The following is a 21,369-nucleotide window of genomic DNA, read 5'->3' as shown; positions in this document are numbered from 1 at the left end:
ACCGCGCGATTTTATTTTCTGGTTTTTTTAGTTGGGATTTTGGGCGCGACGTAGTGCGTGACCACGGGTTCAGTGTTGATAACGAGTAAGGCACGTAGTTCTTGCTGCAAGATACGATCCGCATCGGTTACGCGTTCATGCTGGCGCAGGTGTTCGAGCCAGGATTCGATGTTGAAGAATTCAATAAAGTGATTGGGCTTCTCGGCATGTTCAAATATGCCCCAAGCGAAAGCGCCATCCCGGCGACGGCGTTTGCCGAGTTCGCGGATCATGGTTAAGAATTCATCGGTGCTGTCACTTCGAACTTCGTACTGAATCGTTATCAGAACCGGGCCGCGATCATGCGTTACTGCCTCATGCACCATCGGTGCCGGCCAATGCATCGAGGGGGTAAGATCGATTTTTTCGATACCGCCGATGCGCCAGCGCGAGGTGAGTGCTATGGCTATCACTGCGCCAGATGCTGCGATTGTCAGTGCTTCTGAGATACTGGTCATTTCGGCGACTTTGCCCCACACCAGACTACCTAGTGCCATGGAACCCATGAAGATCGCCATAAAGACGGCAAGTCCGCGTGACCGCACCCAATTAGGGAGCGCCATTTGCGCCGCCACTTGGAGCGACGATAAAATAGCGATCCATGCAATACCACTCACAGCCATCGCCAAACATAAGGGGATTAGCTGGTTGAATGTCGCCAATGCAATCATGGTGCTTGCATACACTACGGTTGCCAATGCGACCAACCTATCGGGTGAAATCTTTTCACGCAGCTTCGGCAATATCAAAGCACCGACGATCGCACCGGCGCCAATGCAGCCCACTAAGATACCGAATGTTTGCGGCCCGCTGTTTGGCAAGCTCTTGACCAATATTGGCAATAAAGCCCAGGAAGCGCTCGCAAATAGAAAAAATCCCGACCCTCGCATGACTGCGGCCTGGAGGTCAGGCGCATGGTGTGCAAAACGAAAGCCGGTACGTAGCGCGCTAAAGAAGCGTTCGCTCGGCAGCCTATTGATCGGTGCCTCGCGTCGCCAGTACACCAAAACGATAATGACCAGGAGATACGACAGCGCGTTCAGAACGAACACCGCACCTGATCCGGCATAGGATATGATGATCCCGGCCAGCGCCGGACCAAGCGCACGTGCTACGTTGATCCCGAGCCCGTTCAATGCAATCGCGGACTGTAACTCGGCGCGTGGTACAAGTTCCGGCGTTATCGCCGCCCACGCCGGCATCATCATTGCGGACCCAATTCCCATCGCGAACGTCAAAGCGATCAGACTCCACGCCGAGGTGATGCCGGTCAGTGTCAGAAACCCCAGTAGTCCGGCGGTCAGCGCCAACCATACCTGCACCACGATCAGATAGCTGCGCCGATCGACAATGTCAGCCAAGGCACCCGCCGGCATGGCCAATAGAAAAATGGGTAAAGTGGTTGCGGTTTGAACCAGTGCTACCATCACCGGTGTGGGTGATAGCGAGGTCATTAACCAACTGGCACCGATATCATGCATCCAGGTTCCGATGTTTGATGCAAGGGTTGCCACCCAGAGCATACGAAAAACGGGAATTTTGAGCGGAGACCATGCCGTCATCGTGTTGGCCGAGTCGTTCAATCTTTCACCGGTGTTCTAGCAGGTCGTTGAGAAACTATCTGCGTTGCCGCTGTGGTGTCAAAAACAGGCTCAAAATGCTCATTTATTAAGCATAAACTGCGATTTTTCGCCTGTTTTTGCCTTCCATCAGCTACCTCGAATACGTTTTTCAAAGGCTTTCCAGCAGAAGATGAAGCCGGTAGTCCGGTAACACGCCTGACAAGGAGGTTTCTGGTCAAATGCGCGAAATCGGCATTTACCGATACTGGGGTTAGATTGCAATCAATGACATGATCGCCACTTTGCTGGGTGTCCGTATGCGTTTGACTACTTCCGGGCAAAAAACGTTTTCTAACGACCATCAATTTAGATACCGTCCTATCCATAAAATAATTCGATACGTCATGCTACTATTAAAATCATATGTTAGCACCAGAAATGGGATGGGGATTGGACAATGAGTGTATGCATTACACAACAGTATTATCATCAAACTTCGGCATTAATATAGGGATTTAAGTGATTTTCATGTAAATTTGAGAGCGCAAGCCTTTAATCAGATGTTGAATTCTACATCTGATTAAAGGCTTGCGCAGTTGCTATGGACTGTGCTTAACTTGGCCGGGCTTAACTCATTTCGAGGAAAATCACCATGTTCCTATTTCTCTTTTACGTCACCCTGTTTTTGGTTGCGATTATCGGTTTGGTTCTGGCAGTGCCTATCATTCGTCGTTATCTGGTTTCCAATCAAATACTGAAGATTTTTCGCAAAATGCTGCCGCAGATATCACAGACGGAGCAGGAAGCACTGGATGCCGGTACGGTGTGGTGGGAAGGGGATTTGTTCAGCGGCAAGCCGGATTGGAAAAAAATGTTGGCCTATCCTAAACCGCAACTCACGGCGGAGGAGCAGGCCTTTCTCGACGGTCCGGTAGAACAATTATGTGCCATGCTCGACGAATGGAAGATTACGCATGAGTTGAAGGACTTGCCGCCGGAAGTGTGGCAGTTTATTAAGGATAATGGTTTTTTTGGTTTGATCATTCCCAAGCAATATGGGGGTTACGGGTTTTCCGCCTTGGCACATTCCAGCACGGTGATGAAGATCGGCTCACGCAGTGGTACGGCGGCGGTGACGGTGATGGTGCCTAACTCACTCGGGCCGGCTGAATTGCTTTTGCATTATGGCACTGAGAAACAGAAAGAATATTATTTGCCGCGTCTTGCAAAAGGTCTGGAAGTGCCTTGTTTTGCATTGACCTCACCGGACGCAGGATCCGATGCTGGCGCGATGCCGGATTCTGGCATCGTCTGTCGTGGTGAATATGACGGTCAGCAGGACGTATTGGGCATGCGCGTGACCTGGGAGAAGCGTTATATTACCCTGGGTCCGGTTGCAACCATCCTGGGACTGGCGTTCAAGCTATATGATCCCGAGCGGTTGCTCGGCGGGGAAGAGGATCTGGGGATCACCCTGGCATTGATTCCTACCAATACGCCGGGCGTCAATATCGGGCGGCGCCATTATCCACTCAACGGCGCATTTCAGAATGGCCCCAATTCGGGCAAAGATGTATTCATTCCGATGGAGTGGATTATTGGCGGGCAAGAGGGCATTGGACAGGGGTGGCGCATGCTGATGAATTGCCTGGCGGCAGGGCGTGCCATTTCGTTGCCCGCTACCAGCGTGGGAGCAGCAAAATTAGCGGCACACACCAGCGGCGCTTATAGTCGTGTGCGCGTACAGTTCAAGATACCGATTGGTTATTTCGAAGGTGTCGAGGAAGCTTTGGCACGTATCGGCGGTAATACTTACATGATGGATGCCGCACGCGTCATGACCGTGGGCGCTGTCGACTTGGGTGAAAAGCCTTCGGTGGTTTCAGCGATCGTCAAATATCATCTGACTGAACGGGGGCGTCAGGCAGTGAATGATGCGATGGATATTCATGGCGGCAAAGGCATCTGCCTCGGCCCGCGAAACTATCTGGGGCGCACCTATCAGCAGATTCCCGTCAGCATCACCGTGGAAGGTGCGAATATTCTGACGCGCAACATGATCATCTTTGGTCAGGGTGCGATGCGTTGTCATCCGTATTTGTTAAAAGAAGTCAATGCAACGCATGACAAAAACCCGGATCGTGCATCGCTGGCGTTTGATGAAGCATTGGTTGGACATGTGAAATTTACGTTGCGTAATACTGCAAACAGTCTGGTGTATGCGCTGGTGGGCAACTATATCAAAGACAATGCGCCGGAAAACTGTGCACCGGAAGCGGCAGCTTATTATCGCCAGTTATCACGTTTTTCCGCCAGCTTTGCTTGCATTGCCGATATTGGGCTCATGGTACTGGGCGGTTCGCTGAAACGTAAAGAGAGATTGTCCGCCCGATTGGGCGATATACTGAGTATGTTGTATTTGTGTTCGGCAACGCTGAAACGTTTTGAGGACGATGGCTGTCCGAGCACTGATTTGCCGCTGCTGCATTGGTCGATGCAGGATGCCATTTATCGGTTGCAACAGGCGTTTGATGAATTTCTGACCAACTTCCCCGCACATTGGACATTGGTGTGTTTACTCAAAGCGCTGGTTTTTCCACTCGGTAAACGCTGCAAACCGCCGACTGACGAGCTGGCACATGAAGTGGCCCGACTCATGATGGAACCGGGCACTGTACGTGATCGACTGACCGCCGGCATTTTTGTGCCCACTGCAGATCACGAACCGATGGCGGATCTGGAGCAAGCCTTGCAATGTGTGATTGCTTGTGGCGCGGTTGAAGCCAGATTGCGAGAAGCTACCAAGTTACGACAAATTACTGCCAAAGGCGATGAGAAAATCGCACAAGCGTTGCAGCTTAAAGTGATTACTGCCGCGGAGGCCGATTTGCTGAATAAAATGAAGGAGCTGCGCAGCCGGGTGGTTAAAGTGGATGATTTTTCACCTGATTTGGGTAGGTAAGCAAAAAATCCAAGTGGAATTTGAGCGGAAACTATTGACTGAGATCTGCAGATAAAAGGGAAATCTATGCAAGTCGAGCAAGATAGAATGTCCAGTATCATTTCGGTGGAGCAGGCAAAAACACTGGATGGTCTTTTTGCTGAACGTGTACAACGTTCGGCGCAGAAAGTGGCCTATCGCTATTACAATTCAATTTGCGAGGAATGGGGGAGCTATACCTGGGAGCAGATGAATCAGCTAGTTGCCCGTTGGCAAGTAGCGCTGGCAAAAGAATCGCTGGTTCCTGGCGACCGGGTAGCGGTGATGATGAGGAATTGCCCTGAATGGATAGCGTTCGAACAGGCAGCGCTAGGTCTTGGGCTGATAGTCATTCCTTTATACACCGACGATCGTGTTGAAAACGCAGCCTATGTTATCGATGACGCCGGCGTTAGGTTACTGTTGCTCGAGCATGCGGATCAGTGGCAGGAATTTGTTGCGATCCGCGATCAGGTTGAAGGATTGCAACGCGTCGTTCTGCTGAAACCTTTTGAACAGAGCGATATAAACTTACGCGACGATGTTGTGGTCTCGGCCGGGGATTGGTTACCCCCCCACCATGCCGGTGACGTGAAGCATGTCAACAGTGATCCGCACAGTCTGGCTACCATCGTTTACACCTCAGGTACATCCGGTCGTCCCAAAGGGGTCATGCTGAGTCATCATAATATACTGAGCAACGCTTATGCCTGCCTGCAAGCGATGCCGGTTTCATCCGAGGATTTGCTGTTGTCCTTTTTGCCGCTGTCACATACCTTTGAACGCACCTGCGGGTACTATGCGCCGATGATGTGCGGTGCCGTCATTGCTTATGCGCGCTCGATTCCGCAATTACAGGAAGATTTGCGGACAATCCGGCCGACATTGCTGATCTCGGTGCCGCGCATCTATGAACGGGTATATGCGGGCATCCATGCAAAACTGGCCGAAGGCTCCGGTTTTGCGCGCTGGTTATTCAATTTTGCGGTAGAAGTCGGTTACAGCCGTTTTGAATGTCAGCAAAGAAGAGGGTATCAGAAACTATCGCATATTTTATGGCCGCTATTGGAAAGACTGGTGGCGCGTAAAGTAATGGGTAAATTGGGTGGCCGATTGCGCTTTGTGATGAGTGGTGGCGCTGCATTGTCTGCTGAAGTTTCGCGTATTTTTATCGGCCTGGGATTACCCATCATACAAGGATACGGCATGACGGAAAGCAGCCCGGTCGCTTGCGCCAACCGGCTGGATGATAATGTACCCGCCAGTGTCGGTTTGCCGATTCCCGGCGTGGAAGTGAAACTGGGCGAGAACGATGCGTTGCTGGTTCGTGGGCCGAATGTGATGTTGGGTTACTGGAATAATCCTGAAGCTACCAAAGCAGCGATCTCGCCGGAAGGCTGGCTAAATTCCGGTGACATTGCATCCATTGATGCACAAGGACATGTCACCATCACCGGGCGATTGAAAGAGATTATCGTATTGTCCACCGGCGAAAAAGTACCCCCGGCAGATATGGAAGCAGCCATACTGCGCGATCCACTATTTGAACAAGTGATGCTGATCGGTGAAGCGCGCCCCTACTTGAGCGTGTTAGCCGTGTTAAATCCCGCGCGACAGCAAGAATTCGTGGCGCATTATGGCGTGGATGACAATCCGGCGAATGATCAGCACAGGCAAAAGATTGAAGAAATTTTGCTGGAAAAAATTACTCGCCACACGAGTGAGTTTCCCGGTTATGCCAAAATACGCCGCGCTGCAGTTAGTCAGGAGCCTTGGAGCGTTGAAAATGGTTTGCTGACACCGACCTTGAAGTTAAAACGCACCAAAGTGATGGAAAAACATCAAGCGGAAATTGATCGATTGTATGCAGGACATTAAAGAATCTTTCAACAGTGTGTATTTGTAATTCCGAACGTAGCGCGGAATCTTTGGGAATCAATTTGTAGATTTCTCGCTGTGCTCGAAATGACAGTTATCTCAGCGGCTTTCTAAATTCATATCAATATCAAAACCTGCGAGATTGTCGGCAGGATTTTTCCGGCGTAGTATTTACTTGCTATTTTGTAAAATAATGTAGTGGGTGCTTTTTCCAAGTAAATTCTTTGATAACCCTTTTGAAGGAGTCCTTATCATGGCAATAACAACAATTAATTTATCCAGCCTCGATGGTAATAACGGTTTTCGCCTGGATGGGGCAATAGAAGATGGTTATTCGGGCAGATCGGTCAGCAATGCGGGAGACGTCAATGGCGATGGTTTTGCTGATGTGATTATTGGTGCTCCTGCAGCTAACATCAGCTATGTGGTGTTTGGCAAAGCCGCTGGTTTTGATGCCGTGCTGAATTTATCAAGTCTCGATGGCAGCAGCGGTTTCTCTCTGAATGGGCCGGCAGGTGATTTTTCGGGTTTATCGGTCAGTAATGCGGGAGACGTCAACAGCGATGGTTTTGATGATGTGATTGTCGGCACTTATGGAGCTAACGCCAGTTACGTGGTGTTTGGTAAAGCTTCCGGTTTCGGTGCCACTCTGGATCTGTCCAGTCTTGATGGCAGCAATGGCTTTCTCCTGGAAGGGGCGGCGACAGATGACGTAGTAGGTAGAGAAGTCAGCAATGCGGGAGACATCAACGGCGACGGTTTTGATGATGTGATGGTCAGTGCCGTTGATTTTTCTGCTTATCCTCAAATCGGATCCAGTTATGTGGTGTTTGGTAAGGCTGCAGGTTTTGGCGCCACGCTGGATCTGTCGAATCTCGATGGCAATAACGGTTTCTCTCTGGATGGGGCAGCGGCATATGGTGCCTCTAGTATATCGGTTAGCAGTGCGGGAGATGTCAATGGCGATGGTTTTGATGATGTGACTGTCGGTGTTCTTGGAGCCGGTTATGTGATATTTGGCAAGGCTTCCGGTTTTGATGCCACAATGGATCTGTCCAGTCTCGATGGCAGCAATGGCTTTTTTCTGGATGGGGCGACGAATGAATTGTCGCTTAGCTCAGTCAGCAGCGCAGGAGACATTGACGGTGATGGTTTTGCTGATCTGATTATGGGGGGGCGTGCGACCGTAAACGGTCAAAGGTCGGATGCCAGCTTTGTGGTATTTGGCAAGGCTTCCGGTTTTGATGCCACGCTGGATCTATCCAATCTTGATGGTAGCAACGGTTTCACCCTGTATGGGGGCAACTCGGCAGCCGATTCGGTGAGCAGCGCCGGTGATGTCAATGGCGATGGTTTTGCTGATTTGCTTATCGGCGCTGATGGAGCTGACCCGCATGGCACTAACTCCGGATCCAGTTACGTGGTGTTTGGCAAGGCTGACGATTTTAACGCTACAATTGATTTATCCAGCCTCGACAGCAATAGCGGTTTCCGCTTGGATGGAGTAGGGGCGTTTGATTCTGCGGGTGTATCGGTTAGTAGTGCAGGGGACATCAACAACGATGGCTTTGATGATTTGATTGTCGGCGCCCCTGGTGCTGACGTAGTTGGCGACGACTTCGGTACTAGCTACGTAATATTTGGCCGCAGCAACTTTGGTAGTGACAATGTGATTGAAGGCACGCCAGGGGATGACAACCTCAGAGGCATCTCGGCAGCGGAGCATTTCATAGCCGGCGATGGTAATGACAGCCTTATCGGCCGTGGTGGGGCGGATATCTTTGAGGGCGAATCGGGTGACGACAATATCCGGGTAGCCGATCTTGGTTTTGCATCTGTCGATGGTGGCGCGGGCAATGATGTGCTGCATCTTGATGGCAGTGGCTTGAATATGAACCTGGCCGATTTTGAAGATAAAATCAGCGACATTGAAACCATCTGTTTATATGGCAAGGGCGACAATACGCTGACTTTAACCGCAGTAGATCTGCTTAACCTGTCGGACACCAGCAATACTCTAAAAGTCAACGGTAATGCCGGAGACCGGATTGTTCTTGACGGTGATTGGACAGATGGCGGCAGTCGCGGCTCCGGTTATTACCATGTGTACACCCATGACGACGCGGTATTGCTGGTCGGGCAGAATGTCACGGTGGATTTTGCATAAAGAACGCTGATTCCGTTGGTCGCATCAAGGATTCGGAAGCTCTCCTGAACCTACTCAACACTTCGCCACTCCTCCGAGCCTGCTGAAGAGTTTAATAACCGGCATTCCGAGCATAGCGATAAATCTACGCTGTTGATTCTGCAAGATTCCTCGTTGTATTCGGAATGATAAATTCGGATTCCTTATAGCTTCTCCAATTACAAAATCTACCCGATTGTCAGTAGGATTTTTCCGGCGTAGTATTCCGATATTCGCTTATGAAATAGCGCGATGCTACTTCTGTCATTTTTTCCAGCAAGTTGATTGATCGATTATTTTGCAAGGAGTCACGATCATGGCAATACCAATCATTAACGTGTCGATTCTTAATGGCAGCAATGGGTTTCGTCTGGATGGGGTGGCGGCGTCTGATCAATCAGCCATATCGATCAGCAATGCAGGCGATGTCAACGGCGATGGTTTTGATGATCTGATTGTTGGGGCATGGGATGCTGATCCAAACGGCAACTACGGTGCCGGTTCAAGTTACGTGGTGTTTGGCAAAGCTTCCGGTTTTGATGCTGAGATGAATTTATCCAGCTTGGATGGCAGTAACGGTTTTCGTCTGGATGGGGTGGCGAGGCTTGATAGATTGGGTTGGTCGGTCAGTAATGCCGGGGACGTCAATGGCGATGGTTTTGATGATCTGATTGTCGGAGCAGATGGCGCTGACCCGAACAGCAGTGCTTCCGGCTCCAGTTACGTGGTATTTGGCAAAGCATCCGGTTTTAGTGCTGCGATGAATTTATCCAGTCTGGATGGTAGTAATGGTTTCCGCTTGGATGGGGTGGCGGAGCTTGATAGATTGGGTTGGTCGGTCAGTAATGCCGGAGACGTCAATGGCGATGGTTTTGATGATGTGATTGTCGGAGCAATTAACGCTGATCTAAACGGCGATCAATCCGGCTCCAGCTACGTGGTGTTTGGCAAGGCTTCCGATTTTGAAGCTGAAATGGATTTATCCAGCTTGGATGGCAATAACGGCTTTCGTCTGGATGGAGTGATGGAACGTGATTATTCTGGCCTGTCAGTCAGCGGTGCAGGAGACATCAACGGCGACGGCTTTGACGATTTGATTGTTGGTGCTCCCGGCGCTGATTCGAACGGTAACTACAGTGCCGGCTCCAGTTATGTAGTATTTGGCAAAGCATCCGGTTTTAGTGCCGCGATGAATTTATCCAGCCTGGATGGCAATAATGGCTTCCGTCTTGATGGAGAGGCGGATTTTGGTTCGGGCTGGTCAGTCAGTACTGCGGGAGATGTCAATGGCGATGGTTTTGATGATGTAATTGTCGGGGCAGATGGCGCTGACCCGAACGGCAGTTTTTCCGGCTCCAGTTACGTGGTATTTGGCAAGGCTTCCGGTTTTGAAGCTGACATGGATTTATCCAGTCTTGATGGCAATAACGGTTTTCGCCTGGATGGAGAAGGGGCAGGTGATTATTCTGGAGGTTCAGTTAGTAGTGCCGGAGATGTCAACGGCGATGGATTGGATGATTTGCTTGTCGGTGCATCTGGTGCTGATCCGAATGACAACTATGATAACCATTATGACGTCGGCGCTAGCTATGTGGTGTTTGGAAAGGTTTCTGGTTTTAGTGCGGTGATGAATTTATCCAACCTCGATGGTAGCAACGGTTTTCGTCTTGACGGTGAAGCAAATGAAGGTCATTTTGACCAATTAGTTAGTAATGCGGGGGATGTGAATAGCGATGGCTTCGATGATCTGATCGTCAGTAGCATATCTTTTAAAGGAAATGGCGTTTTTTCTGGATCAAGTTATGTCGTATTTGGCGGCAATTTCACCGGTGAAGCGGTATATCGTGGCAGTCCCAGGGATGATCACCTCAGAGGAACTTCAACGGCAGAGCGCTTCGAGGCGGGTAATGGCAATGATCTCATAACCGGCTTTGGTGGGGCGGATGTGTTCCATGGGGATGCCGGTGACGATATTATCAAAGTGCCGGATCTTAACTTTCAATCGGTGGATGGCGGGATTGGCAGCGACACACTGGAATTGGCGGGGGGCGGCCTTAATCTGAATCTGGCTGATTTCGACGGTAAAATCGATGGCATCGAAACAATTGATTTGACTGGTAATGGTAACAATACTTTGACGCTCACGTTACCAGGCTTGCTCAGTTTATCCGATACTACCGACACTTTTACAGTGAATGGCAATACGGACGATCATGTCGTTGGACTTTTCAGTGGTTGGGCGGATGGTGGCGTCGATGGTGATTATCATCTTTATACCAATCAGGGGCTAGCGCTCAGGGTAGACACATCTGTGCGTACGGACCATCCGGCTAGGACACCAGCGCCTGCTGGCGTGATTAACCTAGCTAATCTCGACGGCAATAACGGTTTCCGCCTCGATGGAGCTGCGGTAAGTGATGTTTCAGGCGTTTCGGTCAGCGATGCAGGTGATGTCAACGGCGACGGTTTTGATGATGTAATCATCGGAGCCTCAGGCGCTGATACCAACGGTGAGAACTCCGGCTCCAGTTACGTGGTGTTTGGCAAAGCCTCCGGTTTTGATGCCGTGATGGATTTATCCAGTTTGGATGGCAATGACGGTTTTCGTTTGGATGGAATGGCTACAAATGATAGATCAGGAGAATCAGTTAGTGCTGCAGGCGATGTTAACGGCGATGGCTTTGATGATGTGTTTGTTGGTGCTCCCAGTGCTAATCCGAACGGTACTAGCTCAGGCTCCAGTTACGTAGTATTTGGCAAAGCATCCGGTTTTAGTGCCGCGATGAATCTATCCAGCCTGGATGGCAATAATGGTTTCCGCTTGGATGGGGTAAGGTTATTTGATCGTTCGGGTGATTCAGTTAGCAGCGCAGGAGATGTCAATGGCGATGGTTTTGATGATGTGATTGTAGGTGCATCTAGGACTAGTTATGTAGTTTTTGGCAGTAATTCTGGTTTTGATGCTGAGCTAAATCTATCCAATCTTGATGGGGATAATGGGTTTAAACTGACTAATTATAGTTCGGTATACGGTGGTGTGTCAGTTAGTACTGCCGGGGATATCAATGGTGATGGTTTTGCTGATTTGATTGCCGGTGTTCTTCTTCAGAGCAATGATATGTTTAGTTATGCATATTCCAGTATCAGTTACGTGGTGTTTGGAAAGTCTTCTGGTTTTAATGCTACATTAAGTTTATTGAGCCTGGATGGAAGTAATGGTTTCGTGATAGATGGATTGGGTTACACGCCAGAAAATTCAAAACCTTCAGTCAGTAGTGCCGGAGATATCAACGGCGATGGTTTTGATGATTTGATCGTCGGTCTTTCTGGTAAAACTCCCGTGGGTTCCGGTTCTAGTTCCAATTATGTAGTGTTTGGAAAAGCTTCTGGTTTTGACGCTCTGCTGGACTTAACTAAGCTAGACGGTAATAATGGTTTTAGTATAAAAGGAGCGACGATCGGTGACCGATCAGGATTCTCCGTTAGTAATGCTGGCGACGTCAATGGCGATGGTTTGGATGATTTGCTTATCGGTGCTTATGGCGCTGATCCGAACGGCGAATCCTCCGGCTCCAGTTATGTAGTATTTGGTAAGACCACTGGTTTTGGAGCTACGATGAATTTGTCCAGCTTCGATAGTAATAACGGCGTTCGTCTGGATGGAGCAGTAGTGGGTGATCGATCAGGCCGTTCAGTTAGCAGCGCCGGAGACGTCAATGGCGATGGTTTTGATGATCTGATTGTTGGTGCTTATGGCGCTGATCCGAACGGTGAATCTTCCGGTTCCAGCTACGTGATATTCGGCAGCAGTGACTTTGGCGGCGACAATGTCATTGCGGGCACGCCCGGAAATGATGTCCTCAAAGGCACCCCGTCAGCGGATATTTTTGAAGCAGGCGATGGCAACGACAAAATGATCGGGCGCGGCGGCGCAGATGTGTTTCATGGCGGTGCCGGCGATGATTATATCCAGGTGGCGGATCTTGGTTTTGGCTCGGTTGACGGCGGCAGCGGCAACGACACGCTGCACCTGGACGGCAAGAATCTGAATCTGGATTTGGCAAATCTCGGCGACAAAATCCACGGTATCGAAACCATCTGTTTATATGGCCGGGGCGACAATGCGTTGACCTTAACCGCAACAAATCTCTTAGACCTGTCGGATAGCACCAATACCCTGAGAATCAATGGCAATGCGGGAGATCACATTACTATCCAGGACGACGGCTGGGTCGACGGCGGCCCCCGCGGCTCCGGTTATTACCATGTGTACACCCATAACGACGCGGTGTTGTTGGTGGGGCAGAATGTGACGGTGGATTTTGCGTAGCGGAAAGTTACATCAGCGGCGCTTGCGGTATTCCTAAAGCTGCCGGATTGAAATTCATAAGGAGATTTGATCATGGCAATACCAATTATTAACGTATCTATTTTGAATGGTAGCAATGGGTTTCGTTTGGATGGAGAAGCAGCTGATGATCGGCTGGGTTATTCTGTAAGTAATGCCGGGGATGTCAATGGTGATGGCTTTGATGATGTGATTATTGGTGCTCGAAGCTATAGAAGTTATTCCGGTTTCAGTTATGTAGTATTTGGACGAGATTCTGATTTCGCTGCTGACATTGATTTATCCAGCCTCGATGGCAATAACGGTTTCCGACTGAATGCTTCAGGTTCCAACACGCGTCCATATATAGTCAGCGATGCAGGAGACGTCAATGGCGATGGCTATGATGATGTCATTATTGGTGCTCCGGGTGTTTATATCCCTACATACGCATCATATGAAGGTGCCGGATACGTGGTATTTGGACGCGCCTCCGGTTTTACTGCTGACATCAATTTATCCAACCTTGATGGTAACAATGGGTTTCAACTGAGAGGGGATATAAGTTCCAGTGTTACAGTCAGCGGTGCCGGGGATGTCAATGGGGATGGTTTTGGTGATGTGATTGTTGGTGTTAGTCTTGCTGACCCGAACGGTTTTTTCTCCGGTTCCAGCTATGTGGTATTTGGGCGGGCTTCGGGTTTTGACGCTACGATGGAACTATCCAATCTTAATGGCAGCAATGGTTTTCGTCTGGATGGCGTGGCAACGCGCGATCGATCTGGCGGTTCAATCAGTAATGCCGGGGATGTCAATGGCGATGGCTTTGATGATTTGATTATCGGTGCTTATGGTGCTGATCCGAATGGGAAAGATTCCGGTTCCAGCTATGTGGTGTTTGGACGTGCTTCCGGTTTTTCTGCCGCGATGGACTTATCCAGCCTTGATGGCAGCAATGGTTTCCGTCTGGATGGTGGGGCAGCGTATGACAGATCTGGCGGTTCAATCAGTAATGCCGGAGATGTCAACGGCGACGGTTTTGATGATGTGATTGTTAATGCACCTAGTGCCAATCCGAACGACGATTATTCCGGTTCCAGTTACGTGGTATTCGGCAAGGCTTCCGGTTTTGGGGCTACGCTGGATTTATCCAGCCTCGATGGAATTAGCGGTTTTCGTCTGGATGGAGGTAGCATGGCCAGCAGCGCCGGGGACATCAATGGCGATGGTTTCGATGATCTGATTGTGGGCGCACCTAGCGTTGATCCGAATGGTATAAATTCTGGTTCCAGTTACGTGATATTTGGAAAAACCTCAGGTTTTGCTGCCACGCTGGATTTATCCAAGCTCGACGGCAATGATGGTTTCCGCCTGGAAGGCGTGTCGGGATCTGATCAGTTTGGCGCATCGGTCAGCGGTGCCGGGGATGTCAACAGTGATGGTTTTGATGATTTGATCATTGGTGCTCGTTATGCTGAACCAAGTGGTGAGAGATCCGGTTCCAGTTATGTAGTATTTGGCGGCGACTTTATTACCGGTGAGCCGATATACCTGGGTACTCAAGGAGATGATAATCTCGTAGGCACGACTCTGGCAGAGCGCTTTGAGGCGGGTGGCGGTAATGACCGCATGACCGGTCTTGGCGGTGCGGATATATTTCATGGCGATGCCGGCGACGATACCATCGTGGTACCTGATCTCGGCTTTCAATCAGTCGATGGTGGAGCTGGCAGCGACACACTGGAATTGACAGGTGGGAGCATCCATCTGGATCTGGCCAACTTCACGGATACCATCGATGGCATCGAAACGATCAATCTGACCGGTAGCGGTGACAATACATTGACGCTCACGCTGCCGGATTTGCTCAGTCTTTCGAGCACGACAAATACTTTTACAGTGAATGGTAACGGAGGAGATCGTATCGTAGGACTCAGTGATGGCTGGACGGATGGCGGCATCGATGGCAATTATCGTGTTTTTACCAATAGCGGGACGACGCTGCGAGTAGATAGGGCTGTGCACACAGAGGTGCCGATATCGGGTGTGATCAATTTGGCTGATCTTGATGGTAGCAATGGTTTTCGCTTGAGTGGAGTGAATTTGCCGATTAGATTAGTCAGCAGCGCAGGTGATGTCAATGGCGATGGATTTGATGATGTAATCATCAGCGCTACGAGATATGGAACTGGCTCCTACTCCGCACACAATTACGTAATTTTTGGCAAGGTTTCTGGATTTAGCGCCACGCAGGATTTTACTGGCCTGAATGGCAAAAATGGTTTTCGCTTGGATGAAGGTGGAACCGTCAGTAATGCCGGAGACGTCAACGGTGATGGCTTCGCCGATGTGATTATCGGCAATGCGGGGGCTGAACCGAACGGTTTTTCTTCCGGCTCCAGCTACGTGGTGTTTGGTAAGGCATCAGGCTTTAGCGCTATGCTGAATTTATCCAGTCTTGACGGTACTAATGGTTTTCGCCTGGATGGAACGGAGAGCGGGGATCAGTCAGGTGCTTCGGTCAGCAATGCCGGAGATATCAATGGCGATGGTTTTGATGATGTGATTATCGGCGCTCCTTATGCTGATCCAAACGGTGGGCTTTCTGGCTCCAGCTATATAGTGTTCGGCAAGGCTTCCGGTTTTTCTGCTTCGCAGGATTTATCCAGTCTTGACGGCAATAACGGTTTTCGCTTGGATGGAACGAAGAGCGGCGATGTTTCGGGTTATTCGGTCAACAGCGCGGGGGATGTCAACGGTGACGGCTTTGATGATGTGATTGTCGGCGCTCGCAGTGCCAGTCCGAACGGAGAATTTCGTGCCGGTTCCAGTTACGTGATATTCGGCAAGGCATCCGGTTTTGCTGCTACATTAGAATTATCCAGCCTTGATGGCAAAAACGGTTTCCGCCTGGATGGGGTAGCAGCGTATGACAACTTAGGATTTTCCGTTAGTGATGCTGGAGACGTGAATGGCGATGGTCTTGATGATGTGATTGTCGGTGCTGGCGACGCCGATCCGAACGACAATTATCGCGCAGGCTCCAGTTATGTGGTATTTGGACGGGCTTCGGGTTTTGACGCCACGCTGGATTTATCTACTCTCGATGGCAGCAATGGTTTTCGCTTGGATGGAGGAGCTGAATATGATAGAGCGGGCAGAGCAGTCAGCAATGCAGGGGACGTCAACGGCGATGGATTTGATGATGTGATCATCGGTGCACCTGGTGCCAGTCCGAATGGCTATAACGCATATTCATCCGGTTCCAGTTACGTGATATTTGGGCGCGATTCCGGTTTTGATGCCATATTAAGTTTATCCAGTCTGGATGGCAGCAACGGTGTTCGTTTAGACGAAGCACTGACAGGCTATGGAATGGGGGCATCGGTCAGCGGTGCAGGGGATGTGAATGGTGATGGCTTTGATGACTTGATTGTTGCTACTCTAAACGGCAATCCCGGTTACGTCATCTTCGGCAGCCGCGATTTTGGTGGTAGCAGTGGCGGTGACAACGTCATTGCGGGTACGCCCGGAAATGATGCTCTCAAAGGCACTTCAGCAGCGGATATTTTTGAAGCCGGAGACGGCAATGATCGGATGATCGGTCGCGGCGGGGCTGATGTGTTTCATGGCGGCGCCGGCGATGATTACATCCAGGTGGCGGATCTTGGTTTTGGCTCGGTTGACGGCAGTAGCGGCAACGACACGTTGCACCTGGGCGGCAAGGATCTGAATCTGGACTTGGCAAATTTCGGCAACAAAATCCATGGCATCGAAACCATCTGCTTGTATGGCAGGGGGGACAATACGTTGACATTAACCGCAGAAGGTTTGTTGAGTTTGTCGGATAACACCAATACGCTCAGAGTCAATGGCAATGCGGGAGATCACATTACTGTCCAGGACGACGGCTGGGTCGACGGCGGTCCACGCGGCTCCGGTTATTACCATGTTTATACCCATGACGATGCGGTATTGTTGGTGGGGCAGAATGTGACGGTGGATTTTGCATAAAGAACGCTGGTTCCGTTGTTGGTCGCATCGAGGATTCGGGAGCTATCTCGAACATAATCAACACTCCGCTATTTTCCCGAACCTGCCGAAGGATTTGACAACTGTCATTTCGAGCATAGCGAGAAATATACACTATTGATTCTGATAGATTTCTCGCTGTATTCGGAATGACGAATTCGGATTCTTCATAACCTCTCCAATTACAAAAACTACCCGGTTGTCGGTAGGATTTTTCCGGCGTAGTATCTACATACTAGTTTATCGAATAGCGCACTGCTATTTCTGTCACTTTTTCCAGAAAAGTTGATTGATCAATCATTTAGCGAGGAGTCACGATCATGGCAATACCGATTATTAACGTATCTATTCTGAATGGCAGCAATGGGTTTCGTCTGGATGGCTTGGGCACCTACTTCTATGGTTTGGATACACCAGTCAGCAGTGCAGGGGATATCAATGGCGATGGCTTTGATGATGTGATGGTAGGCGCCCTTAGTATCGATGGTTCGTATACCAATACGTTCGGTGCCAGTTACGTGGTGTTTGGCAAGGCTTCAAGTGCTGATGCCACGTTGGATCTATTCAGCCTCAATGGCAATAACGGTTTCCAATTTCTTGGTGGAGATTCCCGCACGAACCCATTTTTAGTCAGCGATGCAGGAGACATCAATGGCGATGGTTTTGATGATGTCATTATTGGCGCTCAGGGTGATTATGATTATTATGCTAACCCACAAGTAGCTGATGGTGCCGGTTACGTGGTATTTGGCAAGGCTTCCGGTTTTGCTGCTGACTTCAATTTATCCAGCCTTGACGGCAGCAATGGATTTCATTTGGATGAGGTTGGAAATCCCATCGTTTCAGTCAGTGGTGCTGGAGACGTCAATGGCGACGGCTTTGATGATGTGATTATCGGTGCTTCGGGAGGGCACGAAGATCCCTTCAGTTACGTGGTATTTGGTAAAGCCTCGGGTTTTGGTGCTACGCTGGGTTTATCCAGTCTCGACGGTAGCAATGGTTTCCGTCTGGATGGGGTGGCTGCGGGTAATTATTCGGGCAGATCGGTCAGCAGTGCCGGAGACGTCAACGGCGACGGCTTTGATGACGTGATCATAGGTGACCCTAACGCTGCTCCAAACGGCGATAGATCTGGTTCCAGTTACGTGGTATTTGGTAAAGCTTCCGGTTTTAGTGCCACGCTGGATTTATCGAACCTAGACGGCAGCAATGGTTTTCGTTTGGATGGGGCGGCGGAAAATGATAAATCGGGTGCCTCAATCAGCAATGCAGGGGATATCAACGGCGATGGTTTTGATGACTTGATTGTCGGTAACCCAGGAACTAACTCCAGTTACGTGGTGTTTGGTAAAGCTTCCAGTTTCGATGCTGCGCTAAACTTATCCAGCCTTGATGGCAACAACGGTTTTCGCTTGGACGGATCGGGTGTTTCGGTCAGCGGTGCCGGGGACGTCAACGGTGACGGTTTGGATGACTTGATTATTGGCGCTCCCCGCGCTGATCCGGCCGGCATCAGGGATGCCGGCTCCAGCTATGTGGTGTTTGGGCGTGCTTCCGGTTTTGCTGCCACGCTGGACTTATCCAGTCTCGATGGCAATGACGGTTTTCGTTTGGATGGAGCAAAGACGTTTGATATATTGGGTGAATCGGTCAGCGGCGCCGGGGACGTCAACAACGATGGTTTTGATGACTTGATCATCAGTGCTCGTGGCTTTGGGCCTGATGGTGGTATTGGCGCCAGCTACGTGGTATTTGGCGGCAACTTTATTGCCGGTGAGGCGGTATATTTGGGTACTGCGGAGGATGATAATCTCGCGGGCACTGAATTGGCGGAGCGCTTCGAGGCAGGTGACGGCAACGACCGCATGGATGGTCGCGGTGGCGCGGATATATTCCATGGTGATTCCGGCGACGATACCATTGCAGTGCCTGATCTCGATTTCCAATCAGTCGATGGCGGAGTTGGCACCGACACGCTGGAATTGATGGGTGCAGGCATCCGCTTAAATCTGGCCGACTTCCCTGATACCATCGATGGCATCGAAACGATCGATCTGACCGGCAGTGGCAGCAATACATTGACGCTTACATTGCCGGATTTACTCAGTCTTTCGGACACCACCGATACTTTTACCGTGGATGGTAACGCCGATGATCGTATTGTTGGACTCGTGGATGGCTGGACGGATGGTGGTGTCGATGGTGATTATCGTATTTTTACCAATAGTGGGACGACGCTGCGGGTAGATAGGACCATGCGAACAGACGCTACCGATGTACCAATAGCAGGTGTGATCATTTTGGCCGATCTCGATGGCAATAATGGCTTTCGTCTAAATAGGATGGTGACGAAGGACTCGACGAATTACTTTTTGAGCAGCTCTGTTAGTAATGCCGGAGACATCAATGGAGATGGTTTTGATGATGTGATTGTCGGCGCGCCTGACGCTGATCTGAACAGCGGGAATTCCGGATCCAGCTACGTGGTATTTGGGCACGCTGCCGGTTTTGATGCCACGTTGGATCTATCCAGTCTCGATGGTGGTAATGGTTTTCGCCTGGATGGGGTGGCGGTGAGTGATTATTCGGGCAGTTCAGTCAGCAGCGCGGGGGATGTCAATGGTGACGGCTTTGATGATGTGATTGTCGGCGCGCCTGGTGCTGACCCGAACGGCAGTGCTTCCGGTTCCAGCTACGTGGTGTTTGGGCGCGCTGCCGGTTTTGCTGCTGCGATGGATTTATCCAGTCTCGATGGCGACAGCGGTTTCCGTTTGGATGGTGCGGTAGAGGGCGATGTTGTGGGATCAGTCAGCAGTGCGGGGGACGTCAATGGTGACGGCTTTGATGATGTGATTGTCGGCGCGCCTGGTGCTGATTCGAACGGCGATGCTTCCGGTTCCAGTTACGTGGTGTTTGGGCGTGCTTCCGGTTTTGATGCAACGTTGAATCTATCCAGTCTCGATGGCAGCAACGGTTTTCGCCTGGATGGAGTAGCGAAGTCTGATTCCTCGGGAACCTCTGTCAGTAACGCAGGCGATATCAACGGCGATGGGTTTAATGATGTGATTGTCGGTGCGCCTGGTGCCGATCCGAACGGCAACAGGTCTGGCTCCAGTTACGTAGTGCTTGGTAAGGCTTCTGGCTTTGATGCCACACTAGATTTATCCAGCCTTGACGGTAACAATGGCTTTCGTCTGGATGGGGTGGCGAGATATGACGGTTCGGGCAATTCGGTCAGCAACGCCGGGGATGTCAACGGTGACGGCTTTGATGACCTGATTGTCGGTGCAGGAGGCCCCAATTACGTGGTGTTTGGCAAGTCCTCGAGTTTTGCTGCCACGCTGAACTTATCCAGCCTCGATGGTAGCAACGGTTTCCGCTTGGATGGATTGGGTAGTTCAGTCAGCAGCGCGGGTGATGTCAACGGCGACGGCTTTGATGATCTGATTGTCGGTGCGCCTAGTGCTGATAATAGCAATTATGGCTATGATACAGGCGTCAGTTATGTGGTATTTGGGCGTGCTTCCGGTTTTTCTGCCGCGATGGATTTATCCAGTTTGGATGGCAGCAACGGCATCCGCCTGGTCGGGGTAGAGGAGTATAGTCAATCGGGTGATTCGGTCAGCGGTGCTGGGGATGTCAACGGCGATGGTTTTGATGATTTGATGGTAGGCGCTCCTGGAAGGAACCGGTATGGCGCTGATTTCGGTTCCAGCTACGTTATTTTTGGTCGCAGCGATTTTGGCGGTGGCAGCGGCGGCAATGTCATTGCGGGCACGCCCGGGAACGATGTCCTCAAAGGCACCTCAACGGCAGAAGTCTTTGAGGCTGGTGCTGGTAATGATTTGATGATCGGCCGCGGCGGGGCGGATGTGTTTCATGGCGGTGCCGGTGATGACAATATTCGCATAGCCGATCTTGATTTTACATCTATCGATGGCGGTAGCGGCGACGATAGATTGCATCTTGACGGCAGCGGCTTGAATATGAACCTGGCCGATTTTGAAAACAAGATCAGCGGCATTGAGACCATCTGTATCTATGGCAGAGGCGATAATACGCTGACTTTAACCGCTGTCGATTTACGCAATCTGTCGGATACCAGCAATACCCTGAAAGTCAACGGCAATGCCGGGGATCGGATTGTTCTTGACGGCGATTGGGTAGATGGTGGCAATCGTGGTTTTTATCACACGTATACCCAGGATGATGTGGTATTGTTGGTTGGTATGAATTTGGCGACGGATTTTGCTTAATCCGGTAGGTTGGGGTGAACCTGGTGAACCCCAACATTACGATCCAGCAAGCCTGTTGGGATTTACAGACTTATGCCAATCGATATAATTTAACTTGTCGTCGTACTGAT

Annotated in this window: 8 protein-coding genes; 6 read left to right on the top strand and 2 right to left on the bottom strand. The window is 50.4% G+C overall.

Annotated features, from left to right (window positions below; genetic code table 11):
* Window positions 1–11: 11 nt before the first annotated feature.
* Both C8R34_RS06060 and C8R34_RS06055 read right to left on the bottom strand, forming a co-directional pair.
* Entirely contained in the window at window positions 12–1,622 is a 1,611-nt protein-coding gene (locus C8R34_RS06060; RefSeq protein WP_258364380.1) for an MFS transporter, read from the bottom strand.
* Window positions 1,619–1,987 carry a hypothetical protein gene (locus C8R34_RS06055; protein WP_132467075.1) on the bottom strand — a complete coding sequence of 123 codons (369 nt, stop codon included), beginning with the start codon at window positions 1,985–1,987 and terminating at the stop codon, window positions 1,619–1,621. Before C8R34_RS06055 ends, C8R34_RS06060 begins: the two co-directional genes overlap by 4 nt.
* A gap of 266 nt (window positions 1,988–2,253) precedes the next feature.
* Here C8R34_RS06055 and C8R34_RS06050 point away from each other — a divergent pair, with 266 nt between their 5' ends.
* The 6 genes from C8R34_RS06050 to C8R34_RS06025 all read left to right on the top strand — a co-directional run bounded on the left by C8R34_RS06050 (window position 2,254) and on the right by C8R34_RS06025 (window position 21,259).
* The gene (locus tag C8R34_RS06050) at window positions 2,254–4,563 is read left to right on the top strand and encodes an acyl-CoA dehydrogenase (RefSeq protein WP_110338824.1); all 2,310 of its coding nucleotides are present in this window, start codon (window positions 2,254–2,256) and stop codon (window positions 4,561–4,563) included.
* 87 nt (window positions 4,564–4,650) lie between these two features.
* Window positions 4,651–6,459: a long-chain fatty acid--CoA ligase gene (locus C8R34_RS06045; protein ID WP_258364379.1), complete on the top strand. Its 1,809-nt coding sequence runs from the start codon at window positions 4,651–4,653 to the stop codon at window positions 6,457–6,459.
* A gap of 253 nt (window positions 6,460–6,712) precedes the next feature.
* Window positions 6,713–8,626 carry an integrin alpha gene (locus tag C8R34_RS06040; RefSeq protein WP_110338820.1) on the top strand — a complete coding sequence of 638 codons (1,914 nt, stop codon included), beginning with the start codon at window positions 6,713–6,715 and terminating at the stop codon, window positions 8,624–8,626.
* A 334-nt stretch (window positions 8,627–8,960) separates the two neighbouring features.
* Window positions 8,961–12,974, top strand: a complete 4,014-nt coding sequence (locus C8R34_RS06035; RefSeq protein WP_110338818.1) for an S-layer family protein — start codon at window positions 8,961–8,963, stop codon at window positions 12,972–12,974.
* Window positions 12,975–13,046: 72 nt separating this feature from the next.
* Window positions 13,047–16,985, top strand: coding sequence for an S-layer family protein (locus C8R34_RS06030; RefSeq protein WP_110338816.1), 3,939 nt, complete (start codon window positions 13,047–13,049; stop codon window positions 16,983–16,985).
* A gap of 338 nt (window positions 16,986–17,323) precedes the next feature.
* Window positions 17,324–21,259, top strand: coding sequence for an FG-GAP-like repeat-containing protein (locus C8R34_RS06025; RefSeq protein WP_110338814.1), 3,936 nt, complete (start codon window positions 17,324–17,326; stop codon window positions 21,257–21,259).
* Window positions 21,260–21,369: the final 110 nt, after the last annotated feature.

It is taken from the genome of Nitrosomonas sp. Nm84 (assembly GCF_003201565.1).
In the GTDB taxonomy this organism is placed as follows: Bacteria; Pseudomonadota; Gammaproteobacteria; order Burkholderiales; family Nitrosomonadaceae; genus Nitrosomonas.
The sequence above is the reverse complement of the archived record's forward strand: the minus strand, read 5'-3'. Positions and strand labels throughout refer to the sequence as shown.

Coding starts and splice junctions, on each gene's coding strand:
- C8R34_RS06025 (WP_110338814.1), top strand. CDS start 17,324: ATGGCAATACCGATTATTAACGTATCTATTCTGAATGGCAGCAATGGG.
- C8R34_RS06055 (WP_132467075.1), bottom strand. CDS start 1,987: ATGGATAGGACGGTATCTAAATTGATGGTCGTTAGAAAACGTTTTTTG.
- C8R34_RS06045 (WP_258364379.1), top strand. CDS start 4,651: ATGTCCAGTATCATTTCGGTGGAGCAGGCAAAAACACTGGATGGTCTT.
- C8R34_RS06035 (WP_110338818.1), top strand. CDS start 8,961: ATGGCAATACCAATCATTAACGTGTCGATTCTTAATGGCAGCAATGGG.
- C8R34_RS06050 (WP_110338824.1), top strand. CDS start 2,254: ATGTTCCTATTTCTCTTTTACGTCACCCTGTTTTTGGTTGCGATTATC.
- C8R34_RS06030 (WP_110338816.1), top strand. CDS start 13,047: ATGGCAATACCAATTATTAACGTATCTATTTTGAATGGTAGCAATGGG.
- C8R34_RS06040 (WP_110338820.1), top strand. CDS start 6,713: ATGGCAATAACAACAATTAATTTATCCAGCCTCGATGGTAATAACGGT.